The sequence below is a fragment of the Pseudoalteromonas sp. SG43-8 genome (assembly GCF_014164245.1).
GTDB lineage: Bacteria > Pseudomonadota > Gammaproteobacteria > Enterobacterales > Alteromonadaceae > Pseudoalteromonas > Pseudoalteromonas distincta.
In genome coordinates, this window is sequence record NZ_JACJEX010000001.1 from 790862 (window position 1) to 811346 (window position 20485).

Annotated in this window: 22 protein-coding genes; 11 read left to right on the forward strand and 11 right to left on the reverse strand. The window is 37.9% G+C overall.

What is annotated here, in order from left to right:
• The first annotated feature begins 378 nt into the window (after nt 1-378).
• The 5 genes from H5122_RS03575 to H5122_RS03595 are packed head-to-tail and all read left to right on the forward strand — an operon-like array spanning nt 379 to nt 5975.
• Nucleotides 379-762 carry a response regulator gene (locus H5122_RS03575; RefSeq protein ID WP_007582739.1) on the forward strand — a complete coding sequence of 128 codons (384 nt, stop codon included), beginning with the start codon at nt 379-381 and terminating at the stop codon, nt 760-762.
• A gap of 13 nt (nt 763-775) precedes the next feature.
• Nucleotides 776-1681 carry a MoxR family ATPase gene (locus tag H5122_RS03580; protein ID WP_182681300.1) on the forward strand — a complete coding sequence of 302 codons (906 nt, stop codon included), beginning with the start codon at nt 776-778 and terminating at the stop codon, nt 1679-1681.
• Nucleotides 1682-1687: 6 nt separating this feature from the next.
• Nucleotides 1688-2674 carry a DUF58 domain-containing protein gene (locus tag H5122_RS03585; protein WP_182674268.1) on the forward strand — a complete coding sequence of 329 codons (987 nt, stop codon included), beginning with the start codon at nt 1688-1690 and terminating at the stop codon, nt 2672-2674.
• Nucleotides 2674-4644 carry a DUF3488 and transglutaminase-like domain-containing protein gene (locus H5122_RS03590; protein WP_182681301.1) on the forward strand — a complete coding sequence of 657 codons (1971 nt, stop codon included), beginning with the start codon at nt 2674-2676 and terminating at the stop codon, nt 4642-4644. The genes H5122_RS03585 and H5122_RS03590 overlap by 1 nt, the downstream gene beginning before the upstream one ends.
• Before the next feature lie 8 nt (nt 4645-4652).
• A complete protein-coding gene (locus H5122_RS03595) occupies nt 4653-5975 on the forward strand; it encodes a Na+/H+ antiporter family protein (protein ID WP_182681302.1) in 1323 nt (440 codons plus the stop codon).
• A gap of 271 nt (nt 5976-6246) precedes the next feature.
• Here H5122_RS03595 and H5122_RS03600 read toward each other — a convergent pair whose 3' ends face one another.
• The 3 genes from H5122_RS03600 to H5122_RS03610 are packed head-to-tail and all read right to left on the reverse strand — an operon-like array spanning nt 6247 to nt 8352.
• Nucleotides 6247-6678, reverse strand: a complete 432-nt coding sequence (locus H5122_RS03600; RefSeq protein ID WP_002960891.1) for an acyl-CoA thioesterase — start codon at nt 6676-6678, stop codon at nt 6247-6249.
• A gap of 5 nt (nt 6679-6683) precedes the next feature.
• Entirely contained in the window at nt 6684-7502 is an 819-nt protein-coding gene (locus H5122_RS03605) for a M23 family metallopeptidase (RefSeq protein WP_182681303.1), read from the reverse strand.
• Entirely contained in the window at nt 7495-8352 is an 858-nt protein-coding gene (locus tag H5122_RS03610) for a 6-carboxytetrahydropterin synthase (RefSeq protein WP_024595367.1), read from the reverse strand. The genes H5122_RS03605 and H5122_RS03610 overlap by 8 nt, the downstream gene beginning before the upstream one ends.
• Before the next feature lie 203 nt (nt 8353-8555).
• Between H5122_RS03610 and fabA the strand changes: the two genes are divergently transcribed.
• Nucleotides 8556-9071 (forward strand): bifunctional 3-hydroxydecanoyl-ACP dehydratase/trans-2-decenoyl-ACP isomerase, encoded by a 516-nt coding sequence (fabA, locus tag H5122_RS03615; RefSeq protein WP_002960896.1) that lies wholly within the window; start codon nt 8556-8558, stop codon nt 9069-9071.
• 65 nt (nt 9072-9136) lie between these two features.
• Here the strand turns inward: fabA and rmf are convergent, their stop codons facing one another.
• Nucleotides 9137-9307: a ribosome modulation factor gene (rmf, locus tag H5122_RS03620; RefSeq protein WP_002960897.1), complete on the reverse strand. Its 171-nt coding sequence runs from the start codon at nt 9305-9307 to the stop codon at nt 9137-9139.
• Nucleotides 9308-9706: 399 nt separating this feature from the next.
• Between rmf and H5122_RS03625 the strand changes: the two genes are divergently transcribed.
• From H5122_RS03625 to H5122_RS03635, 3 genes are all read left to right on the forward strand, one after another.
• Entirely contained in the window at nt 9707-10342 is a 636-nt protein-coding gene (locus tag H5122_RS03625; protein WP_182681304.1) for a TetR/AcrR family transcriptional regulator, read from the forward strand.
• A 49-nt stretch (nt 10343-10391) separates the two neighbouring features.
• Nucleotides 10392-11384, forward strand: coding sequence for an MDR family oxidoreductase (locus tag H5122_RS03630; RefSeq protein ID WP_182681305.1), 993 nt, complete (start codon nt 10392-10394; stop codon nt 11382-11384).
• 72 nt (nt 11385-11456) lie between these two features.
• Nucleotides 11457-11873 (forward strand): VF530 family DNA-binding protein, encoded by a 417-nt coding sequence (locus H5122_RS03635; RefSeq protein WP_149592379.1) that lies wholly within the window; start codon nt 11457-11459, stop codon nt 11871-11873.
• Nucleotides 11874-11971: 98 nt separating this feature from the next.
• Here H5122_RS03635 and H5122_RS03640 read toward each other — a convergent pair whose 3' ends face one another.
• A complete protein-coding gene (locus H5122_RS03640; protein ID WP_182681306.1) occupies nt 11972-12403 on the reverse strand; it encodes a DUF3859 domain-containing protein in 432 nt (143 codons plus the stop codon).
• Between the two features lie 205 nt (nt 12404-12608).
• Between H5122_RS03640 and H5122_RS03645 the strand changes: the two genes are divergently transcribed.
• Both H5122_RS03645 and H5122_RS03650 read left to right on the forward strand, forming a co-directional pair.
• Nucleotides 12609-13613 carry a YHYH protein gene (locus H5122_RS03645; RefSeq protein WP_182681307.1) on the forward strand — a complete coding sequence of 335 codons (1005 nt, stop codon included), beginning with the start codon at nt 12609-12611 and terminating at the stop codon, nt 13611-13613.
• A gap of 13 nt (nt 13614-13626) precedes the next feature.
• Entirely contained in the window at nt 13627-14157 is a 531-nt protein-coding gene (locus tag H5122_RS03650) for a hypothetical protein (RefSeq protein ID WP_182681308.1), read from the forward strand.
• Nucleotides 14158-14263: 106 nt separating this feature from the next.
• Here the strand turns inward: H5122_RS03650 and H5122_RS03655 are convergent, their stop codons facing one another.
• The 6 genes from H5122_RS03655 to H5122_RS03680 all read right to left on the reverse strand — a co-directional run bounded on the left by H5122_RS03655 (nt 14264) and on the right by H5122_RS03680 (nt 20433).
• A complete protein-coding gene (locus tag H5122_RS03655) occupies nt 14264-16081 on the reverse strand; it encodes a protein kinase domain-containing protein (RefSeq protein ID WP_182681309.1) in 1818 nt (605 codons plus the stop codon).
• Between the two features lie 198 nt (nt 16082-16279).
• A complete protein-coding gene (locus H5122_RS03660) occupies nt 16280-16729 on the reverse strand; it encodes a hypothetical protein (protein WP_182681310.1) in 450 nt (149 codons plus the stop codon).
• A 267-nt stretch (nt 16730-16996) separates the two neighbouring features.
• On the reverse strand, nt 16997-17656 hold the full coding sequence (locus H5122_RS03665) for an NADPH-dependent FMN reductase (protein ID WP_182681311.1): 660 nt from the start codon (nt 17654-17656) through the stop codon (nt 16997-16999).
• Nucleotides 17657-17931: 275 nt separating this feature from the next.
• Complete coding sequence (locus H5122_RS03670) at nt 17932-18735, reverse strand: hypothetical protein (protein ID WP_182681312.1); 804 nt, start codon at nt 18733-18735, stop codon at nt 17932-17934.
• 375 nt (nt 18736-19110) lie between these two features.
• A complete protein-coding gene (locus H5122_RS03675) occupies nt 19111-19347 on the reverse strand; it encodes a hypothetical protein (protein ID WP_182675841.1) in 237 nt (78 codons plus the stop codon).
• Nucleotides 19348-19419: 72 nt separating this feature from the next.
• A complete protein-coding gene (locus tag H5122_RS03680) occupies nt 19420-20433 on the reverse strand; it encodes a DUF5924 family protein (protein ID WP_182672636.1) in 1014 nt (337 codons plus the stop codon).
• Nucleotides 20434-20485 lie beyond the last annotated feature (52 nt).

Consider the following 20485-nt stretch of genomic DNA (forward strand, 5'->3'; position numbering starts at 1 on the left):
CATCTTCTGGGCATAATCACAGAATGAATTTTGAAGGTCAACGATTTTTTATTACAAAACGTTTACAAAAAATCGAATTTGTATGTAAATATTTTTGAATCAATAAGTTAAGTAGCAAATTTGTTACATCAAATTTTGATTGAATACTGTATTGGATTAAGGAATTTCTTATGGATACGTCATTATTGTTCAATACTATTAATAAAAATATAAGTTAGTAGAAGATATGAAAGCAGGTAATCCTTTAAAAATAGGTTGTTGGGTAAACATATAAACAGTTTATTTATTAGTGTTTTTTAAGTAACGTTCTTGAGCTTATGATGGGGTTAGCTTAGTATTAAAGCACTTAGATGTATTCAAAATAGAAGTAACCTACATATGGAATTTGTTCGCCCGCTAGAGCCCATCCTCATTATTGATGACGTTAAGGAAATTCGTGATTATCTAAACCAAATTTTAACTGACTTAGGGTTTGAAGATATATTAGAAAGCGCCGATTTTAGCTCAGCTAAACCTATTATGAACAATAAACCGCCAGGCGTTATATTTGTAGATGTAGATTTACCTGACTCTAACGGTGCAGATATTTTGGAATACATTAATAGTGCTTACCCGCACACTCATGTTGTTATGTGCTCTGGCCACAATAGTCTCGAAAACGTACAAAACACGTGGGAAATGGGCGCTAAAGGCTTTATTGCAAAACCTTTCAACACAAAAAAAGTAGACACTGTAATGAAGCGTCTTGAAATAATAGAATAATAATAAGGTTAGCATGCATAGTACTGTTACTGCGATTATAGACGATCTTTCGAGTGTTATATTTGGTAAACAACAACAAATAAAACTGGCACTTACATGCTTATTTAGCGAAGGACATTTACTCATTGAAGATTTGCCTGGTATGGGAAAAACCACTCTTTCTCATGCATTGTCAGCTGTGCTAGGTTTATCGTATCAGCGTATACAATTTACCAGTGATCTTCTTCCTGCTGATATTTTGGGTACTAATGTGTTTAACTCTACCGAGCACAGTTTTACGTTTCATAAAGGCCCTATTTTTAGCCAAGTTGTTTTAGCTGATGAAATAAACCGCGCAGGACCCAAAACACAAAGTGCGTTGCTTGAAGCAATGGAAGAGCAGCAAGTAACAGTTGATGGAAAAAAATATACGCTGCCAAATCCATTTTTTGTGATAGCAACACAAAACCCGCTTTATCAATCAGGTACCTACCCGTTACCTGAGTCGCAATTAGACCGATTTTTAATGCGCATTAGCTTAGGTTTTCCACCTAAAGAAGCCGAAAAACGCTTAATTTTGAATATGCAAAAACGAGATTACAGCCAATTACCTAAGCGTATTAACCAACAAGAGTTAGCGGCAATTCAAACCCAGATAAGCCAAATTGCTTTAAGTAGCCCGGTTATTGACTACATTATAGAGCTTGTTAATTACACACGCACAAGCAACGCTTTTGCATCATCGTTATCACCTCGTGCTAGTATGGCTCTGGCTAAAGCGGCTAGGTCGTGGGCCTTTATTGATGGTCGTGATTTTGTAATGCCAGAAGATGTTCAAGCTGTATTTGCAAGTGTGTGTCAGCATCGATTAGGTTTGCATAATGAGTCAGGTGAAGCGCAAGTAAATGATATTTTAAAAAACGTTTTAGTTCCGGTATAAATTTTTATGCCAAAAAAAACAGCTAAGCGCCCTTCTTTATTTAAATCATTTAAGCAAAGTGTATTTAATAAGTTATTAAAAAATAAACATTTAAAAAACTCAATTACACTTGAACACAGAACAATTTATGTATTGCCATCATCCCTCGGTTGGTACTTTGTAATTGTTGCTATTTTAAACTTTGTAATGGGCATTAATTATCAAAATAATTTAATTTTAATAATGTCTTATCTTATGTTTGTGGTAATGATTATTGCTGTATTAATGGGCTACAGTAACGCTAAAGGCTTAACAGTTAAATTTAAAGATGCATTTAACAGCTACGCTCCTCAAAAACCGAGTATTATATTTGAATTACAAAGCCCTTCTGTTACCCAATCTATTAATTTAACATATCAAGATAGTGAGCAAACTCACAAACATACCGGCCAAGTTGATAGTAAACCTCAGTTACTTACACTCAACTTACCCTACAGCTCACGCGGTAAGTACTCAGTGCAACGTATTAAAATAGCGAGTAACTATCCCTTTGGTTTGATGACTGTTTGGAGCTACATTCAATTACAAGAAGATATATTTGTATACCCGTCGCATGAACAAGTACACAGTGATGCGCATGTTTCTATGCTTGATGAGCAAGCCGATAAAGGTATTTCTACACAATCTGGTAGCGAAGAGTTTGAGTCTCTTATCCCACACTTACCTGAGATGGGCTTGCAAAGAGTGTCGTGGAAGCATTACGCAAAAACACAGCAGTTGTTAGTTAAAGAGTTTGTAGACTTTAAAACAGCAAATGCGCTCTTCGATTTTACGTTAATGAATGGAGATACAGAACAACGTTTAAGCCAGTTATGCTTTTTAGTGTGTGAAGCAACCGAGAAAAACACCCCTTTTATGTTAAAGCTGCCGAATAAAACAATAAATACAAATACCGGACAGCAACATAAGCAGCAATGCTTAGAATTATTATGCTCATTTAATGGTGATGTGTAATGGACATACTTAAAAATGAAAAAGTAATAAATTATTCGCTGTCTTTTATATATGCATGTTTGATTGTGTTTTTTGTATCACATTTACCGCTTGTTTTTGTTGGTGTACTTACACTTATTTGTGCATGGAACTTTTACATAACGCTAAGTAATAAACCAAAGCCAAATGCTTGGCTGGCAAATATACTCGCAGGTGTGTCATTAGGTTTAATGCTCTACACAGTAGGCATGTCGGATACGGTTATTTTATTTGTGGCTATGCTGCTACTTGCTAGTTTATTTAAACTGCTGCAGGCTAAAACCAAAAAACACTATCATGTAATTACAACGCTTACGTTTTTTTCACTCTCATCGGTGTATTTGTTTAACCAAAGTATTTTAACGACTTTAACTGTAAGTTGTTTATACATATTAAACTTTGCAGTACTTGGCCTACTCGAGTCCAAACATAATTTAAAAATCGCCTCTAAGCAAAGTGGTAAATTGCTACTTTTAGCGCTTCCTTTAGCTATATTTTTACTGCTTTTTTTACCAAAAATGCCCGCCTTTTGGCAGCTTCCTGGGCCTAAGCTTGCTAAAACAGGGCTTTCTGAACAAGTCGATCCATTCGATATTGCAAAGCTTTCAAACTCAGATGAACTTGTGTTTAGAGCTAAATTTAACGAAGAAAAACCTGTAGCGCCTTATTATTGGCGAGCAATAGTCCATGATGAGTTTAATGGTAATGCGTGGCTTACGTCTGACTTTTTAAAATATAATAATGTAAAAACAAATACGCAGAGCGAAAATGATGAGCAACTTATTGCAAGCTACTCAGTTATTGCAGAGCCTGCTACACAAAAATGGCTCTATGGTTTAGCATATTCCAGTAGTAACTCACCAAATGTTGAAGGTAATTCGCTAGGTTTATTGCGTAAAAAAAGTCGCCAAGCTAAAAACTTACAATACGATGTAAATAGCTTTAACTTCACAGCTTTACCGCTTGGCGAATTTGAAGAAAAACGCTACAAATACCTCTCCAATAAAAAGAATGTAAAAACATCATCACTTGCTAAAAGCTTAAAGCAAAATACACACTCTGACCGCGATTTTTACAATAGCTTATTACAGTACTTTGCAGGTACGGGATTTACTTACACATTAACACCCACTCCTATGAGCGGCGATAACACCATAGATCAATTTTTATTTGATAATCAACGTGGCTTTTGTGGCCACTATGCCAGTGCCGCTGCGTACATTTTTAGAACCGCAGGTATACCCGCTCGACTAGTAAGTGGCTATTTAGGTGGCGAATTAAATCAAGATAATAATACGCTCACTGTTCGCCAATACGACGCACACGCTTGGGTAGAAGTATATTTACAAAACGAAGGTTGGGTTATTTTTGATGCAACCGCTGTTGTCGCACCAGAGCGTTTAAATGGCTCGCTTTCGCAAAACGAAGAACTGAATGACGAATTTAAAAGTAATCTTGATTTTGGTTTAGTGAGTTTAAGTAATTTCCCCGCTATTAATTGGTTAAGGTTGGAACTTGAAAACCTCGATTATCAATGGTCTAGCTGGGTACTTGGTTTTGACGAAGAAAAACAAAATTATTTTTTAAAATCAATTTTTGGTAGTAAAAATATTTGGCTTGTACCATTAATGGTTTTACTAACAGCTGGTTTTTGTTTTATAGGTTATTTTATCTATTTAAACTTACCAAAACGCCCAGCTAAATTAGCGCCTATGGTTAAAGAGTTTTATGAAGTAAAAGCATGGGCTAAAAAACAAAAAATAAATACACCCGATAATTTAACACCGAGTCAGCAATTAGACTTTTTTGCTGGTCAACTTCCTCATTCTGCACAATCTATAAACACTTTTAGGCAGTTATTTAACCAAGTACGCTATGGTAAAAAACCTTTTACGAAAGAGCGTAAAACTCAGGCTAAAGATCTGATAAAATTAATTAAAATTTCCAAATAGAGAATACTATGAATGCTGTTGTTATAGGCGTTATTTTAATGCTCGGGCTATCTCTGGCTCGCGTTAACGTCATTGTTGCCATGATCATAAGCGCGTTAGTTGCAGGTCTTACTGCAGGCTTGGGCATAAAAGAAAGTGTTGATGCGTTTAATTCTGGCCTTTCAGCTGGAGCTGAAATTGCACTAAGTTATGCTATGCTCGGCGCGTTTGCCGTTGCTATTTCTAAGTCGGGTTTAACACGTATTCTCGCTGATAAGCTACTTGCTAAAGTAAATGCAAAAGGCAGCGGTAATGAAACATTTTTAAGTTACTTCATTTTATTAATTATTTTAGGTTGTGCGATTTCTTCGCAAAACTTAGTCCCTGTACACATAGCGTTTATTCCTATTTTGATCCCGCCGTTACTCGTTGTTTTTAATCAGTTAAGGTTAGACAGGCGTGCTATAGCGTGTATTTTAACATTTGGATTAGCAACGTCTTACATGGTGCTTCCTTATGGTTTTGGGGGTATTTACTTATATTCTATTTTGTACAAAAACCTAGTTGATAACGGCCTAGGCATTGTAAATACCCAAGTCCCTGTGGCGATGATAATTCCTGCATTAGGTATGTTTATTGGATTGCTTATTGCGGTATTTATTACCTACAAAAAACGCCGCGAATACACCGAGCTCCCATTAACAACTGTTAGTAAATCGGCTGAAGTCGAAAACCCTAGAAAAGTAATGATTGTCGGGCTTTTTGCAGTACTTGCCTCACTTGTTGCACAAAACCTAAGTGGCTCAATGATTTTAGGTGGCTTAGTAGGTGTAATGATATTTAGTGTTTTTGGTGTAGTTAAGTGGGAAGAAAACGGCGACGTATTTAGCAAAGGCGTTGCGATGATGGCCATGATTGGCTTTATTATGATATCGGCACAAGGCTTTGCATCTGTTATGCAAGCCACTGGCGATGTAGCAAGCTTAGTGCACAGCACGGCCGCTCTTTTTGATGGTAATAAACCCCTTGCTGCCGGTGTTATTTTGTTAGTCGGGTTATTAATTACAATGGGAATTGGCAGTTCGTTTTCAACAGTGCCTATTATTGCAACTTTGTTTGTTCCTTTATGTTTAGACCTTGGGTTTTCTGTTATGGCTACCGCTGCGCTTGTTGGTACTGCGGGCGCTTTAGGTGATGCAGGCTCCCCTGCTTCAGATTCAACGCTTGGCCCAACATCGGGTTTAAATGCCGACGGCCAGCACGACCACATTAGAGACTCTGTTATTCCAACGTTTATTCACTTTAACATTCCGCTGCTGATATTTGGCTGGATTGCAGCAATGGTACTTTAATCACATTTATGTAAGTTTAATAAATGTAATTAAAAGCTAAATATAAACAAAAAGGTATGTTAAAAGCATACCTTTTTAGTATCCAAATCCAACAACTCTCACCCCTATCAATCCCCCCCAGTTTGATTACTTTCTTTTAGTTAATACTAGCTCTGTTGTTGAGGTTATACTTAATGAATATTTAGTATGATGTGTTCTTTTACCGGTTTTATATAAGCACCAATTAAGGTGCTTATATAAATTTACTTTAGCGTATATTCAAAGCTTTAAGTTAATCAAAACCATAAATCATTTTGTCGCATACTACCGGAGTCGGTCTGTGGTTATCATCAACTGCAACAAACGTAAAGCTGCCACTAATGGCTGAATGCTTATCGTCTTTGTGCATAGTTTCTAATAATATATCTACGTCAACTTTTAAGCTGGTGTTACCTACATGCACTACTTTAGCTATTAGCTCTGCAAAAGTACCTGCTGGTATGGCTTCTTTAAAATCGACTCTATCTGAAGATATAGTTACCAAAGGCTTACGGCAAAAACGAGTCGCTGCTATAAATGCCACTTCATCCATCCACGCCAGTGCATCACCACCAAATAAAGTATTGTGATGATTAGTACGCCCTGGAAACACGGTTTTAGTTACCGATGTGGTTGAGTCTTCAATACGCTGAGCAATTATTGCATCGCGATTTACGTCAGTCATAATCTCTACTTTTTGTTTGCTAATGTATCTTGCATAAGTAATGCAGGATCAAGGCGTTCGCCTTTCCAGTTAAAACGCCAATCTAGGTGAGGACCCGTTACACGCCCAGTTGCACCAATTTCAGCCACTTTGTTACCTTGCTCAATTTTATCACCCACTTTTACATCAAGCTTACTTAAGTGAATGTAAGTTGAGGTAATACCATGGCCATGATCAATAATTAATGTTCCGCCTGAGTAGTATAAATCAGGTTCAGCAAATACCACGGTACCACTAATAGGCGCGTAAACAGGAGAGCCTGTTTTATTGGCTATGTCTAAGCCAAAGTGCGGACGACGTGGCTCGCCATTAAAATAGCGCTGACTACCGTAAACACCCGATATGCGCCCTTCTGCAGGCTTTAAAACAGGGTCTAAAAAGTACAGTAAATCAGAGTCTACTTCTCTGGCTTTTCGCACAGCAACTGCTTCGCGGCTTATACGCGCACTAACTTCTTTTGGCGGAGAGACATATTTTTTAGCTACGCCGGTAATTTTATCAATTTTATATTCGCGCTTAGTGATAGCTATTGGCTGTGAATGCGATTTACCATTGTTATCTACCCATTTTAAAATATGAGTAGTTTCAGCGTCACGACCAAAACCAAATACAAAGTCACCATTTTGCGAAAGTTTTAAGCTTTTGCCATCTAAGCTTACTGATTTAGCGTTTTCTAGCTTTCCTGTAACTAAACCGCCTTGTGTTAAATGTCCTTTTAACTCAAGCGCCATAGCACTAAAGCTAGCAGAGGCAACAAGCGCTGTTGCTAAAAGTGTTTTAAACATAACTAATCGATCCTTTTCCAACACCTTCATAAGCCGTTACTTTCACTGCTTTTTCTGGGTATTGGGCTTTAATTTGGCCAGCTACATGTTCAGCAATACATTCTACAGTGGTATCTACTGGCAAAATGTCGCAACGAGACTCGCTTATAGCCATTTCAAAATAGCCTTGTGCCGATGTATAAGCAAAACATACATCACCCGCTTTGGCTGTTATGTGTTTTAAATCAGCTGCGTTAATTTGATCTTCACTGGTGGCTAAGTAAATATCTTCCCACTTTTGAGACCATTCTTTTTGCAAGCGCGGCATAGAGATACCATCTAGGCTAATACCAATTTGAGAACGATGCCCATGAATAATACGCTGGCAATTACCGTCATGCTTTTTAAGGCCATGGCTGTAATGATAGTAAAAACTTTGGCTGTGTTCAGGCTTAAGAGACAGCTCAATTTTTTCAATGTTATCTGGTAGCTTCGGTAAAATAGTCGCAATTAAAAATTCGGTAACCGATTCAACAGTTACTTCGTCTGCGTTAATCATGCAATAAGCTTGATGAGGAGCGCTCATAGCTAAGTGATTATTTTCACCAAATGTACAGTCGAGTGTTTTATGCTCGTCAAATTCAGATACAGTGCCATTAAGCCCTGTAGGAATTGCTAAACGGTGATCAATACACTCATCTATAATACCTTTAATTTGCTTTTTAACTAAACCAAAGTCTAAAACCATAGACTCTTCGTTAAGTTTACCGTGCAAAGTTAAATCAACAATCCAGCTCTCGCCAACGGCGCCGCGTTTGTTACATAAGTAAGAAAAATCAATCACAGTTAGTGAGTTAACAAAAAGGATCATAAACTTCCTTTAGACTGGTTATAAGACAGCGTTAATTATAATGATTTCTGATTGTAATTGCGCGGTTTTATAGTGCAAAAACCAATCGCGTTGATTGATTGATGATTTAATATGCAATATTTTGATTTTTTAACTGCTCCGAGTTGTTTAGCGTACAAGTGTACGCTAAAGTACTTGGCAATTTCTAAGCGAAGATAAGTGTTATGGAACCTAAAAATAGCTATACAAAAGAAGAGTTGATCCTGTGTGGTCAAGGTGAAATGTTTGGTGAAGGTAACTGCCGTTTACCAAGCGACAACATGTTAATGATGGATCGCATTACCTCTATTACTGCTGATGGCGGTATTCATGGGAAAGGCGAAATTGTTGCTGAGCTTGATATTGACCCTAGCCTTTGGTTTTTCGATTGTCATTTTAAAGGCGACCCAGTAATGCCAGGTTGTTTAGGCTTAGATGCTATGTGGCAACTAGTTGGTTTTTACTTAGGTTGGTCTGGTGGCCCAGGTCTTGGCCGTGCGCTAGGTGTGGGTGAAGTTAAATTTACTGGCCAAATTTTACCAACTAATAAAAAAGTAACTTACCGCCTTGTAATGAAACGCGTAATTAAACGTAAATTGTTCATGGGCGTTGCAGATGGCACTGTAGAAGTAGATGGCCGAGTAATTTACGAAGCAAAAGATTTAAAAGTGGGCTTGTTCCAAGACACTAGCGCGTTTTAATTTTTAAATGCGTACAAAAAGGCCTCCAACGTGGAGGCCTTTTTGCTTAAATTCGATTATTGATTTTAGGTTTTATACATGTTGCGGTTTTCAATCGCTTCACGCCAACCTCCTAACCACTCTGATTTGGGATCTACTTGTTGATAAGGGCATAGCTCTTTTGAGCGACCTGCTAAACCTGCTTTAAAACCTTGAGAATGAGCTCTTTCTAAACGATCTCTTTTCTGTCTCTTCATCGGTAATATCCTCACCTTTTTATTTGTATATTGTGTAGCATTAGTGAAATCTACATTTAATGAATAGTTAATAAAAATGTAAAATTCAAATCGTAAAAGCAATTAAATTGTTTGACTTTAACTAAGCTGCTGATGCAAAAATGAATTAACATTTAAAAAAGTAAGTGGTCATACAACATTTAATTTGACCGGTTTTATGCTAAATAAAATGCGACTCAATAATCGCTAAAAAGCACTTATGTGCTTTATTTGTGACCGACTAATATTGACTAAGTTCCAAACAAAAATGTAATCGTGACACTTTTATTTCGGTTATTTTTATTCACCCAATTTGCATTCTTTTTAAACAATTTAATATTATACTTGATTATTTAAAGTCGATCGGTCTAATATACGTACATGAACAAAAATACATCAACACCAATACGCCGTGGTCGCCCACCTAAAATAGCCAGAGAGAACGCCGATACCAAAGCGTTACTTATTCGCATGGGTCTAGAAACCCTAACTGAGTTTGGCTTTAGCGCCACGGGGCTCGATACTATTTTAAAAAAAGCGGCTGTACCTAAAGGCTCTTTTTATCATTACTTCAAAAGTAAAGAAGCCTACGGCATTGCCCTAGTTGATGCATACGACAGTTACTTTATTGCAAAGCTTACCCATTACCTACAGCAAGAAGATGTTCCCCCACTTGAGCGAATCGTTAATTTTACCCAAAGCGCAATTAAAGGAATGAAAAAATACGATTACAAACGTGGCTGTTTAGTAGGTAACTTAAATCAAGAGCTTAACCATTTAAGTGATGGGTTTAAAACCAGATTAATGCAAAGCTACACCGCTTGGCAAAGCCATGTAGAGGTTTGCTTAAACCAAGCTAAGCAACAAGGCACTATTGCAAACCATGTAAATACAAAATTGATGAGTGAGTACTTTTGGATTGGCTGGGAAGGTGCGGTTATGCGCGCCAAGCTCACAAAATCAAATACTCCACTTACTTTGTATACAGAAATGTTTTTACGCGCATTATTAACCTAATGCGTTTTTATTTACCAATTAAAAGACGATCGGTCTAAAAGGATATCCCATGAGTAACCCAATTAAAGCCATTGTTATTAATAAAGAAGATAATAACTACAGCGCCTCATTATCAACTATCGAAAATAGTGATTTACCAAACGAAAACGTCTCTATCGACGTGCTATACAGCACACTTAACTATAAAGATGGTTTAGCAATTACTGGTAAAGGCCCTGTTGTACGCAGTTTTCCTATGGTGCCAGGTATCGACTTAGTGGGCACGGTTACAAATTCCACCAGCGATGAATTTAAAAACGGCGATAACGTAATATTAAATGGCTTTGGTGTAGGCGAAAAACATTGGGGCGGGCTTGCTCAAAAAGCGGCACTTAATAGCGATTGGCTAATCCCCTTGCCTGCAGCTATTTCTCCAAAACAAGCAATGCAAATAGGTACAGCCGGTTATACCGCTATGCTAAGTGTTATAGCACTTGAAAAACAAGGTATTACGCCTGAGTCTGGCGAAATACTGGTAACCGGTGCCAATGGTGGCGTAGGCAGCTTTGCTATTTTTTTATTAAACCAGCTTGGTTACAACGTAACAGCAGCAACAGGTCGATTAGATCAAAGTGAGTATTTAAAAGAGTTAGGTGCTAAACAGGTAATTGACAGAAATGAGCTTTCAAACCCTGGTAAGCCTTTACAAAAAGAGCGCTTTGCAGCGGCAATAGATTCAGTAGGTAGCCATACACTTGCTAATATTTGTGCATCATTAAAGTATGGGGGTGTAGTAACGGCCTGCGGACTTGCCCAAGGCATGGATTTACCTGCCTCAGTTGCCCCATTTATATTACGTGGTGTGTCACTATTAGGCATTGATAGCGTAATGCGCCCTAAAGCCGACAGAATTGAAGCGTGGGATCGTTTAGCAAAATTAGTTAGCGCTGATTACTTAGATAAAATTTCGACTGAAATTTCACTAGAATACGTAATTGATAACGCAGAGCTACTTATGCAAGGCAAAATTCGCGGTCGTATTGTAGTTAATTGTCAAAGTTAAGCTATTTACACTGTTAAAGCCCCGTTATTAAATTTATAATGCAATTTGTATTTTAATAACGAGGCAACACCTATGAGCAACCAAGAACTTTTCAGTAATAATCCACTGCAAGGCGTTAAATTAGAACAAGTGGTTGAAGAGCTGGTTGAACAATACGGGTGGGAGCTCCTACACGCTTATTTACAACTTAACTGCTTTAAAAACAATCCTGATATAAAGTCAGCGGTTAAATTTTTACGTAAAACACAATGGGCACAAGAAAAAGTAGATAACTTTTACCTTTATCGTCTTAAAAACTTACCTAAGCCTGATGATGTGCAATACGAATTACCGCCACGTGATCGCGTGATCCCAGCTGATCATAAACCTGGTGAGCCATGTGAGTTAAGTTTTAGTGATGCAAAACGTATTATGGAAAAAAAAGCATCAAAGCAACGTGCTCGCGATCGTAAACAACGCTCTAATTCTAGTAACCCTTGGGGTAACTAAACACGCTAATTTAATTTTGTAGAGCTATTTTAAATGGCTCTACAAGTCTCTTTTATTAATTTCTATTACATCCACGCCGTATAGCTAACAAATAGAAATCAATACCCTCGGTTTTTCCAAAAATCTGTTTCAGTACGCTCTACCTCTAATGCCACCTTAAAAGTTTTATCAGCAATAATTTTTCCATTTAGCTCAATCGTCATACGCCAATCACCCAACTTATTTTCTATTGGCAGCCAAAGCGTATCGCCTAAGTAAAAGTTCCAATCACTGTTTTTAACGTATACATCGCCTTCAAAGGGGTCCATTACATCACCGTCATTGTCTGGAATATCTGGATGGTATATACAATAGTGAAGCTTTTCGCCTTTACCCTTTTTAATATTTACGATTAAGCCAAACTCAACATCTACCTCAGCTATTACATTTGTTGTAAATTGCTCTATTTGTGGCAATGCTTTACTTTCGTTATCCCACTTAGAGTAAATACCGTGACTTTGTAACGTCACTACAGGTTTTGTTTTAGCCATTAAGGTAACCTTTTATATTGCCATGTTTAGCATTAGTTTAACTTTTTGAAATTTTAAAATAAAACACAATCCAATAAAGTTAAATCTCAACTTAGCTTTAATACTTCGCCTATTTATACATTGCTAATTTGTCATCATTGTTTACACACTATTTGCACAATTGCTGATTATTGTTTGAGTAACTTAATTGATCAGGTAAGCAGCAATGAAACTACACGCACTTAATATTAAAAACTCAAATAGGGTAAATGCTATAAAGCTAAGTACCTTGGCTCTAGTTGTTTCATCGTTAGTTGCTTGCGGTGGTGGCGAAGGCATAGTTGATACCTCAACAACTACAGATTCATCATCAACCATCTCAGATAACGGTACAGGTACGAGTAGCTCAACCCAAGGCGTGCTTTGTGAATATAGCTACAGTGAATATAACGAGTCAGAATCAGTACAAGCCACCAGCGCTGCAGATTGGTCATGTACAGGAACTACACGCGACTTAGTAGCTAATGGCATACCCGATCACGAAGTAGGCACATTCCCTAATGCTGATAACCCAAATACTATTTCTGAGCAATCAGTAAATGAAAGCTACACACTTGAGCCAATAGAAACAACACAAGCAACCATGCTTGGTGGTCCTCGTGGAATGATAGGCGTTGTACTTAATGGCATTAAAATAGACGCAGGCACAGGCGGAAGTTGCGATGATTCAGGCACCGATTGCGATTTAGGCGACAATAGCGGCAACTGGAATATAGAAGCCCTAAGCCAAGACACGTTTAGTTTTGGAACAGACGACAACAATGCACATGTACAACCCGATGGCACATATCACTATCATGGTATGCCAGAAGGCTTTGTAGCAATGCGAGGCGGCAATAGCACCACTATGACTCTAATAGGCTGGGCAGCAGATGGCTTTCCTATATATGCACGTTACGGCTATTCAGACTCAAGTGATGCAACTTCAGCCCTAACCGCAATGACCGGTAGCTACCAACACATAACAACCGTAAGCGCAAACCGCCCTTCTACCGATATATACCCATTAGGTACATTTGCACAAGATTGGGAATACGTAGCAGGCTCTGGTGATTTAGATGAATGTAATGGCCGCGTTGGTGTAACGCCTGAGTTTCCTGATGGGATATACCACTACTACGCAACAGACACTTACCCGTTTTTTCAACGCTGTGTTAAAGGCGACGTTTAGTTAGGAGTAAGCTATGCCTTATATGAAAAATTACCTGTTAAGTGTGTCAACATTGGGCTTATTGAGCACATCAACATTAGCAAATGCGCATTTAATGGTTGCAGATCACGGTACGCTGAATTTTGTTGATAATAACGTGTTTATTGTGCTTTCAATCCCTATGTCGGCTTTTAAAGGGATTGATGAAAACAAGGATGGCAAAGTGTCAATAATTGAGTTTAACGCTCATAAAAAACTAATAAGTAAGCGAGTTAAAAAGAACGTTTATTTAGCAGATCATCAGTATAAATTTACTATTGACGGACTTTTACTAAACCCAGAAGCGTCGCATAAACATAAAAGCGACAATATAGACCAAGTAACCATTACTGGGCGCTACTCTTTGCCAAGTAAACTAACCAAAGTTAACTTTAACGTTAAGCTATTTAGTAACAATGAGCATAAGCAGCATTATCAAATTACAGCGACTAATAAAACGCAAAAGCTAACTCATCAATTTGAGCTATCACCAACGTCGCCCTTTAGTAAGGTGTTTAATAATTAGTAATACTTACCCAAATAATTAAGTAGCAAAGAGTACAAGTTAAACCAATTTGTGCTCTTTTTTATCTTTGTCTTCTTATTTAATACTCTTTAGTGAAGGGTTCTTTCTATAAAGATACAAGCTTGGGATTTTTAGGAAAATAATGCTCTTGTTGCTGCTCACATAAACTAAACTCACGGGTGTTTTTATATGGTAACTTCATAAAGCCCGCAACACCCACGTCCGTAATATTTACCGCGTATTGCATTAGTTTATTTAGCAAACGTTTAAACTCAACCTCTTTGCTCGAATCGAGTAAACGGTAGTAATGGTGAATTTTCATTCTGTCCGGCAGTGCTTCAAAAATAATACACCCCGTATGATGAATTTGGTTAAGCTCAAATACGCACTTAATAACTTTTTTTGGTAGCTGTAGTTGCTCATCAGGGTCTTTACCGTCTTCAAAGTATGAATGCGGGCGGGTTATGTCGTTTGCTTTCATGCTTACAACTTCGTATTCAAGCTCTGGTAGGCTATCAAACTTAAATGCACCGGTTCCATCTCGCTCTAGTTGAATGGTTTTACGGGCGTCAAACAAACAACACTTAAATAACCCCTTTTGATTAATCGCTTGGGCTAGCATCACTGTGTTATTAATCGCATCACTAAAGGCATCACCCAATGATTCGTCATGCATAATTAAAGACGATTCAACAAACATTGACTCATCCTTCCAATGAAAACTAAGCCCACCTACTACAGGGTACTTAGCTAATCGGCTTATTGATGCTAAAAATGCTTTTTCGGTATCGCCTGTATCAAACAAAAACTCTTTATAGTAGCGGTCAAGTTGCGCATCATTTATATCAAGTAATTGCTGGTTAAGATCGGCTTGGCGTAAAAACTGTTTTCGTGAACTATATACCACCGTGTCGGGCTGCTCATCGTTGCCATACCAAAAAGGGATATCTGCTTTTTTTTGTTTTTTATCAAGCTCAGGTAAATACATTTTGGCCATAGTTGTAATGTTACGCATAAAGTAATCACCAGCACCGTCACGTATGGCCTTACTTTTTGACAGCATGCCATCAATCACTTTAGCCAGCTCTTTTGGGAGCCCTAAGCTGCTTGCAGGGATGGCTTGCGCACCAAAGCGGCACGACTGCGCCGACGCTAGCGCATACAACGTAGCGGCTACACCTTGTTCGTCAAATCGTGGGGATGATTGCTCTCCCGACATTTGCGCTTCACCAATAAAGTACACATCGCCCATACGAGCATTCGTTGTGCTTAAATCGCCCGACATTAAATCCATAAAGTTACTGGCAACAGGGTTACCATCACTATCGAGCTGTGCATACACAGAGCTGCCCCAATCCACTAACGAAAGCGCGTCAGTGTTTGCATCCCAAACAAGGTTCGAAGGTTTTATATCGCCATGCACTATAGGTTGTGGGCTAACGCCGTTTTTGTGACTACGTAAATCAATTAATACATTACGTAACCTAACAGCTAACGCCATTATTTGCGCGGCACTAAAGCGCCCTGTTTTAAGCGATACTTTTTCAAGGTCCTCTCCAATGGCCCGAGCCATCATTAAAATCCCTTGTTTTTTAATTCGCTCAAATGCATAAAAGGTAGGCACTAAGGGGTTATTAATTTGCGAAAGCATATACGCTTCGTCTTCTAGGCGGTCGCGTACACTTTGGGCAAGCGTAATACGCGAAAACTTAAATACCCAAGGTGAGCCGTTATCGTCGTCACCTGCAAACACAAAACCAAAAGCACCCGAGCCAATCATTTCAACGTTTTTGTAGCCCAGCAGTGTTAGCTGCTTAATACAAATATTAAGCCACTGGCGGTGTTTTTTAGCATCGCGGTGCGAAAGCAAATAAACAGATTGCTCTTCGTTGATATAAAAATTGCGGATTTCTTTGGCTTTCAATACAGGTACTCAAATTTATAAAACTAACCAATTATTAGTTTTATGTAATGAGATTACAATAGGTTAAATAAGAGTTTTGATATCGTGGAATAAAACAGCGCTAAAGTAGCGCCATAGCAGTAAATTTAAGTGTAAACGTTAAAGCTCAAAGTAAGCTTTTACGATGCACTGTATATGAATACAGTGCATTGCTTTTTGCTAACTTTCTATAACACGAAGCTGCTTAATTGATGACACAGCTATGTGCGTTTGATAATAATATTTATTAGTGGCTCTACCACGGCTCATAAAATCGATAGTTACTCGTTTAGCTTCGCCTGTTACTTCTATTGTTTTATCAATAAAAAAGGTGTCTGCTGGTTGTCCGTATTTACTTTGAAGCTCTGCTACCACATTAGGCTGTATTGATATAGTAATAGAACGCCTGTCGCGATAATCTGTTTCTGTATTTAAATACAACCAACTCCCCTGAGCTCCCGCCGCTTTAATTTGAAACTGGTAAGTGCCAGCAACACCCTTTGGTGCACTTTGCTCAGTTAAAGCGATAAGGTTCATATTTGCAGTTGTACTTTGGCTCATTTCAACTTTATGGGGAACAGAACTACATGCACTAAGCGTTAGCACACTTAGTAAGGCTAGATATTTCAAGACACAATTTCCTTGTTTCTTACACCAATACGCATAATTCAGTGATCTATTTTGAGGCAAGAAAATCGTGTTGATAACAAAGCAAAAATTTCGTTATTGAGTTGTTCTATATCAAAAATTTTTAATGCAGTTAGCGATTTAATCCCTTAAATTGATTAACTATTATTGCGAATTGGTATTATGCATTATTAAAAATATGTAGCGTTAATGATACCACTATATGCAGCTATGTTTCTATAATCAATCCAAACAATTAATTAGCGCATATTAAGGGGCATTGCGCTGAGAAGGATCTGTTTTAAAGCTTTTTAGAAAACTTTGTGGGTCAACCACCTCGGTATGCTCTTTAGCAGCCTGCGCCCACCATACTAGTTGGCCAAACGTGCGTGAGAAATAATTAAACCACGATGATTGACTCTCCCCTGCAACAGGTTTGCCATCCTCACTAAACACATCTTGCGCTTTTGGCACGTGGATCATAGCCGATACCGGCAAACAGCCAAGTTCAGATAAAAACGTGCGCATACTAATGGCCGCTCTTACACCACCCCACTGTCCTGCTGAGTAAGTTACTATTGCACTTGGTTTATACGAGAACAGTGAGCTACCAAAATGATTAAGTAAGTCAGCGAGAGCTGGACTCATGCTGTGATTGTACTCAGGGCTAATCATTATATACCCATCTGCGGCTTTAATTTTATCAGCTAATAGAGTGAGCTCTGTAGGTGCATTACTTTTAGCGTATGCAAAGTGTGGTTTAAATACGTTTTCGCTAGGAAAGTCCAACGCATCAATTAGCTCAAACTCATGATCGCCAAAATGCTCTGTTAAGCATTCTATACAAGCCCTAGAAACCCTTAAGCCTAAGCGAGCTGGTTTTGGTGGAGTGCTATCGCGTACTGTGCCTAAAAATACTAAAAACTTCATATGTAATTCTCAACTTTTTTAAACGATAGCTAAACACTAACATTTTTTAGTTATTGTGTATTACACATACGCATTGTTTATTGATTCAAAGCATAATAATAATTAAATTTAAAACTGAAATTTAGCAACAACCGCGCCGTTAAACATATTTTATCGTGTGTTACTATTTGATCCTAAGATCGATTTAATCATGCAGCAAGAGTTTTACCCAGTAGGCTCTGAACTGCCTAAAAGTAAAACACACTGCTTCAAACTCATCCTTGAAAAAGTACGCCCTAGTATTGATAACTTAGCCCTACACCACCCCAAAATATATTTCGAAGTGTCTCGTCACCTGCAAAGCGTTTTTCATCTTTATTAACTGCAATGCTATAGCTTGAATATGTGTATAGGGCTAACTGATTAAAAAGCTGATACGACAAGTTTGCAGTAAACTTAACGTTGTTTACTCCGTTGTGCCCATCACTAACATACCCCGCATTAAACCCCACGCCTGATTGAATATCTACTGATAGTAAATCGTTAATATAAAAACCTTTTTTTACTGCCATCTCCAAAAATGTACCGCTGGCATCAAATGAATGATAAACACTACTTAATAATTGAATATCGTCTGCATAAAAATACGCAACGTCGAGGCTTAGCTCATTATCGTGAGCATCAATGCCATCTTCGCGAGCTTTAATATAGTTATAGCCTACATACATCTCTATCCGCTCAGATAAGTGAGCGGTATAAATAGCATTTAAATTAAGCTCTGAATAATCACTACTAATACCTTTTGCCGCCCAAGGTATCACCGCAAAGTTTTTATAGTTAACCTCAGTAGCAATTGATGCAATGCCATTACCGACAAGGTTATCTCGACCTTCGGTAACATATCGGCTCTCCCATAATGGGTGAATATGTAAATCAAACTCTTTATTTTTATAATTTACGTCAGTATGGGTATGCTTAATATTTCCGCCTACGCCCACTTCAAGCTCTTGGTAGTGCTCTTGTGTTTTTGCTTGTGCGTAAGCTGTATTTGCTACCGCTAGAGTCGTAATAACAAATACATATTTTAAATAGTGAGTCATTTATTAAATCCAAAACCATCATAAATGGTAAAAGTGGCGCATAGTATTGTTATAAAACGTGTTAGCGAAATAAATAGATGCATATATATTGTTTTATTTATTAGATTTGAAGTATTTACTAAGTATTACCCATAAACTACAAGTTGCAATTAGCTCGGGTTTTAACCAGCAAACCAAAGCTATATACGCACCGAGCAATTCTCTAGCAGGTACTTAATTTAATAGCTAAAATGATAGTTATAGTACTCACGGTGAGGTGTTCCCTATTGCAAAAACAGGAAAAGTATAAGTAGGAAAAAAAGTGCGGTAACGGGACAAACATAAGCAGCAACAACTCAATAGGCTGCTTATTCTTAACCTAATTTATTAGCAAATTTAATGACTTAAATAAGCCATAACGGCAATGAGTGCAACATAAAAACCAAAACCTAGTAAGAAGGTTAAGTCGACTCTTCTAGCTTTACTCGCTTTATAAGATGCAAAGTCTTTAAACTCGCTTTTATACAGCCCAAACGTAACCACTTTTAATAGTAGCCAACCGGTCGAGTAAAATAAAAAGCTCAAGCCAGTATCAACTATTAGCCAAATAAAAATCTCAAATGCAATACTCATCAACTATGTCCATTAGTTTGGAATACAAAAACTATATCAGCTATGTGTTTGAAATACAGCCAGCTAAGTTAATTAAGGTGTAACAGTAAATTTCGTTAAACCTATTAGCTGACCTGATTCGGTGACTACTTTTACCTGCCACTTACCAACAGAGTCGCTAGGAAAATTTACCTTGTGGGTCCATGCTCTGTAACCTAGCTCTCTCCCGCCGTTTATATTTAACGTGATCCGATCAACTTCCTTTTTATTATGAAGCCACACATGAAATATTTTTTCATTTAAGCCTCTTGGTGCTTTAACAGCGGTCCAACTATATAAACCTTGATGATGCAGTGTATAAGAGTCTAACTGTTTAATACTCCCAACTGGCTTTTTATGCTGTAAATCAACTTCATGAGCTAACGTAATATCGGTTAATCGCAGCGCAGCAGGAGGCACATAGCTTCTTAACTGCCACACAGCAGTGCTCAAAGCACATAAAATCAATACAAGAATAGGAAAGCGCCACCAGCGTGCATTAGGCATTAAATTGTTTAAACTCGGAAGAGTAACCACTACAGCCGTTACAAGGGCTGCAGCTAAACTTTGGCTCGTGGTAAGGTTTAACAAAATAGGTAGGGTAACAAGTAAAACAACGAATAAAGCAAAGTTATGAAACACACTAAATAACGTACGGTTTTTAGCAAGCTTCTTATAATAAAAGGGGTCGATTACCGATATAACCGCACACACCACAATGAGGGAGGTAAAAAACGCTTGAGGATGGTCCCACTGCGTAACCGCTAAAAAAAACGGCAAAGCAAAAAATAGACTTTCTTGTTGTACCATTTGTAGAGCAAAACGCATTACATTAGGAGATACAGCCACACCAAATTTTTCTTCTACTTTGTCTCGTAGCCAATTATCAATAATTAGCCACAACCAACTAATAAGTAAAAATATCGCAATAACTTGCGAAAAAGACTCTTTTCTATCTACAAGTGCAAAGCTGGCTACGCCCGACAAAAACGCCAACACAGCCAATAATCCAGGCCGCTTTTGCATCGCGCTTATAAATTTAGCGATTATATTTTTACAGTAATCCATGTATGAGTGTTTCCGTACGGGTACGTACTTTATTATTTTTATTCAGAGAATG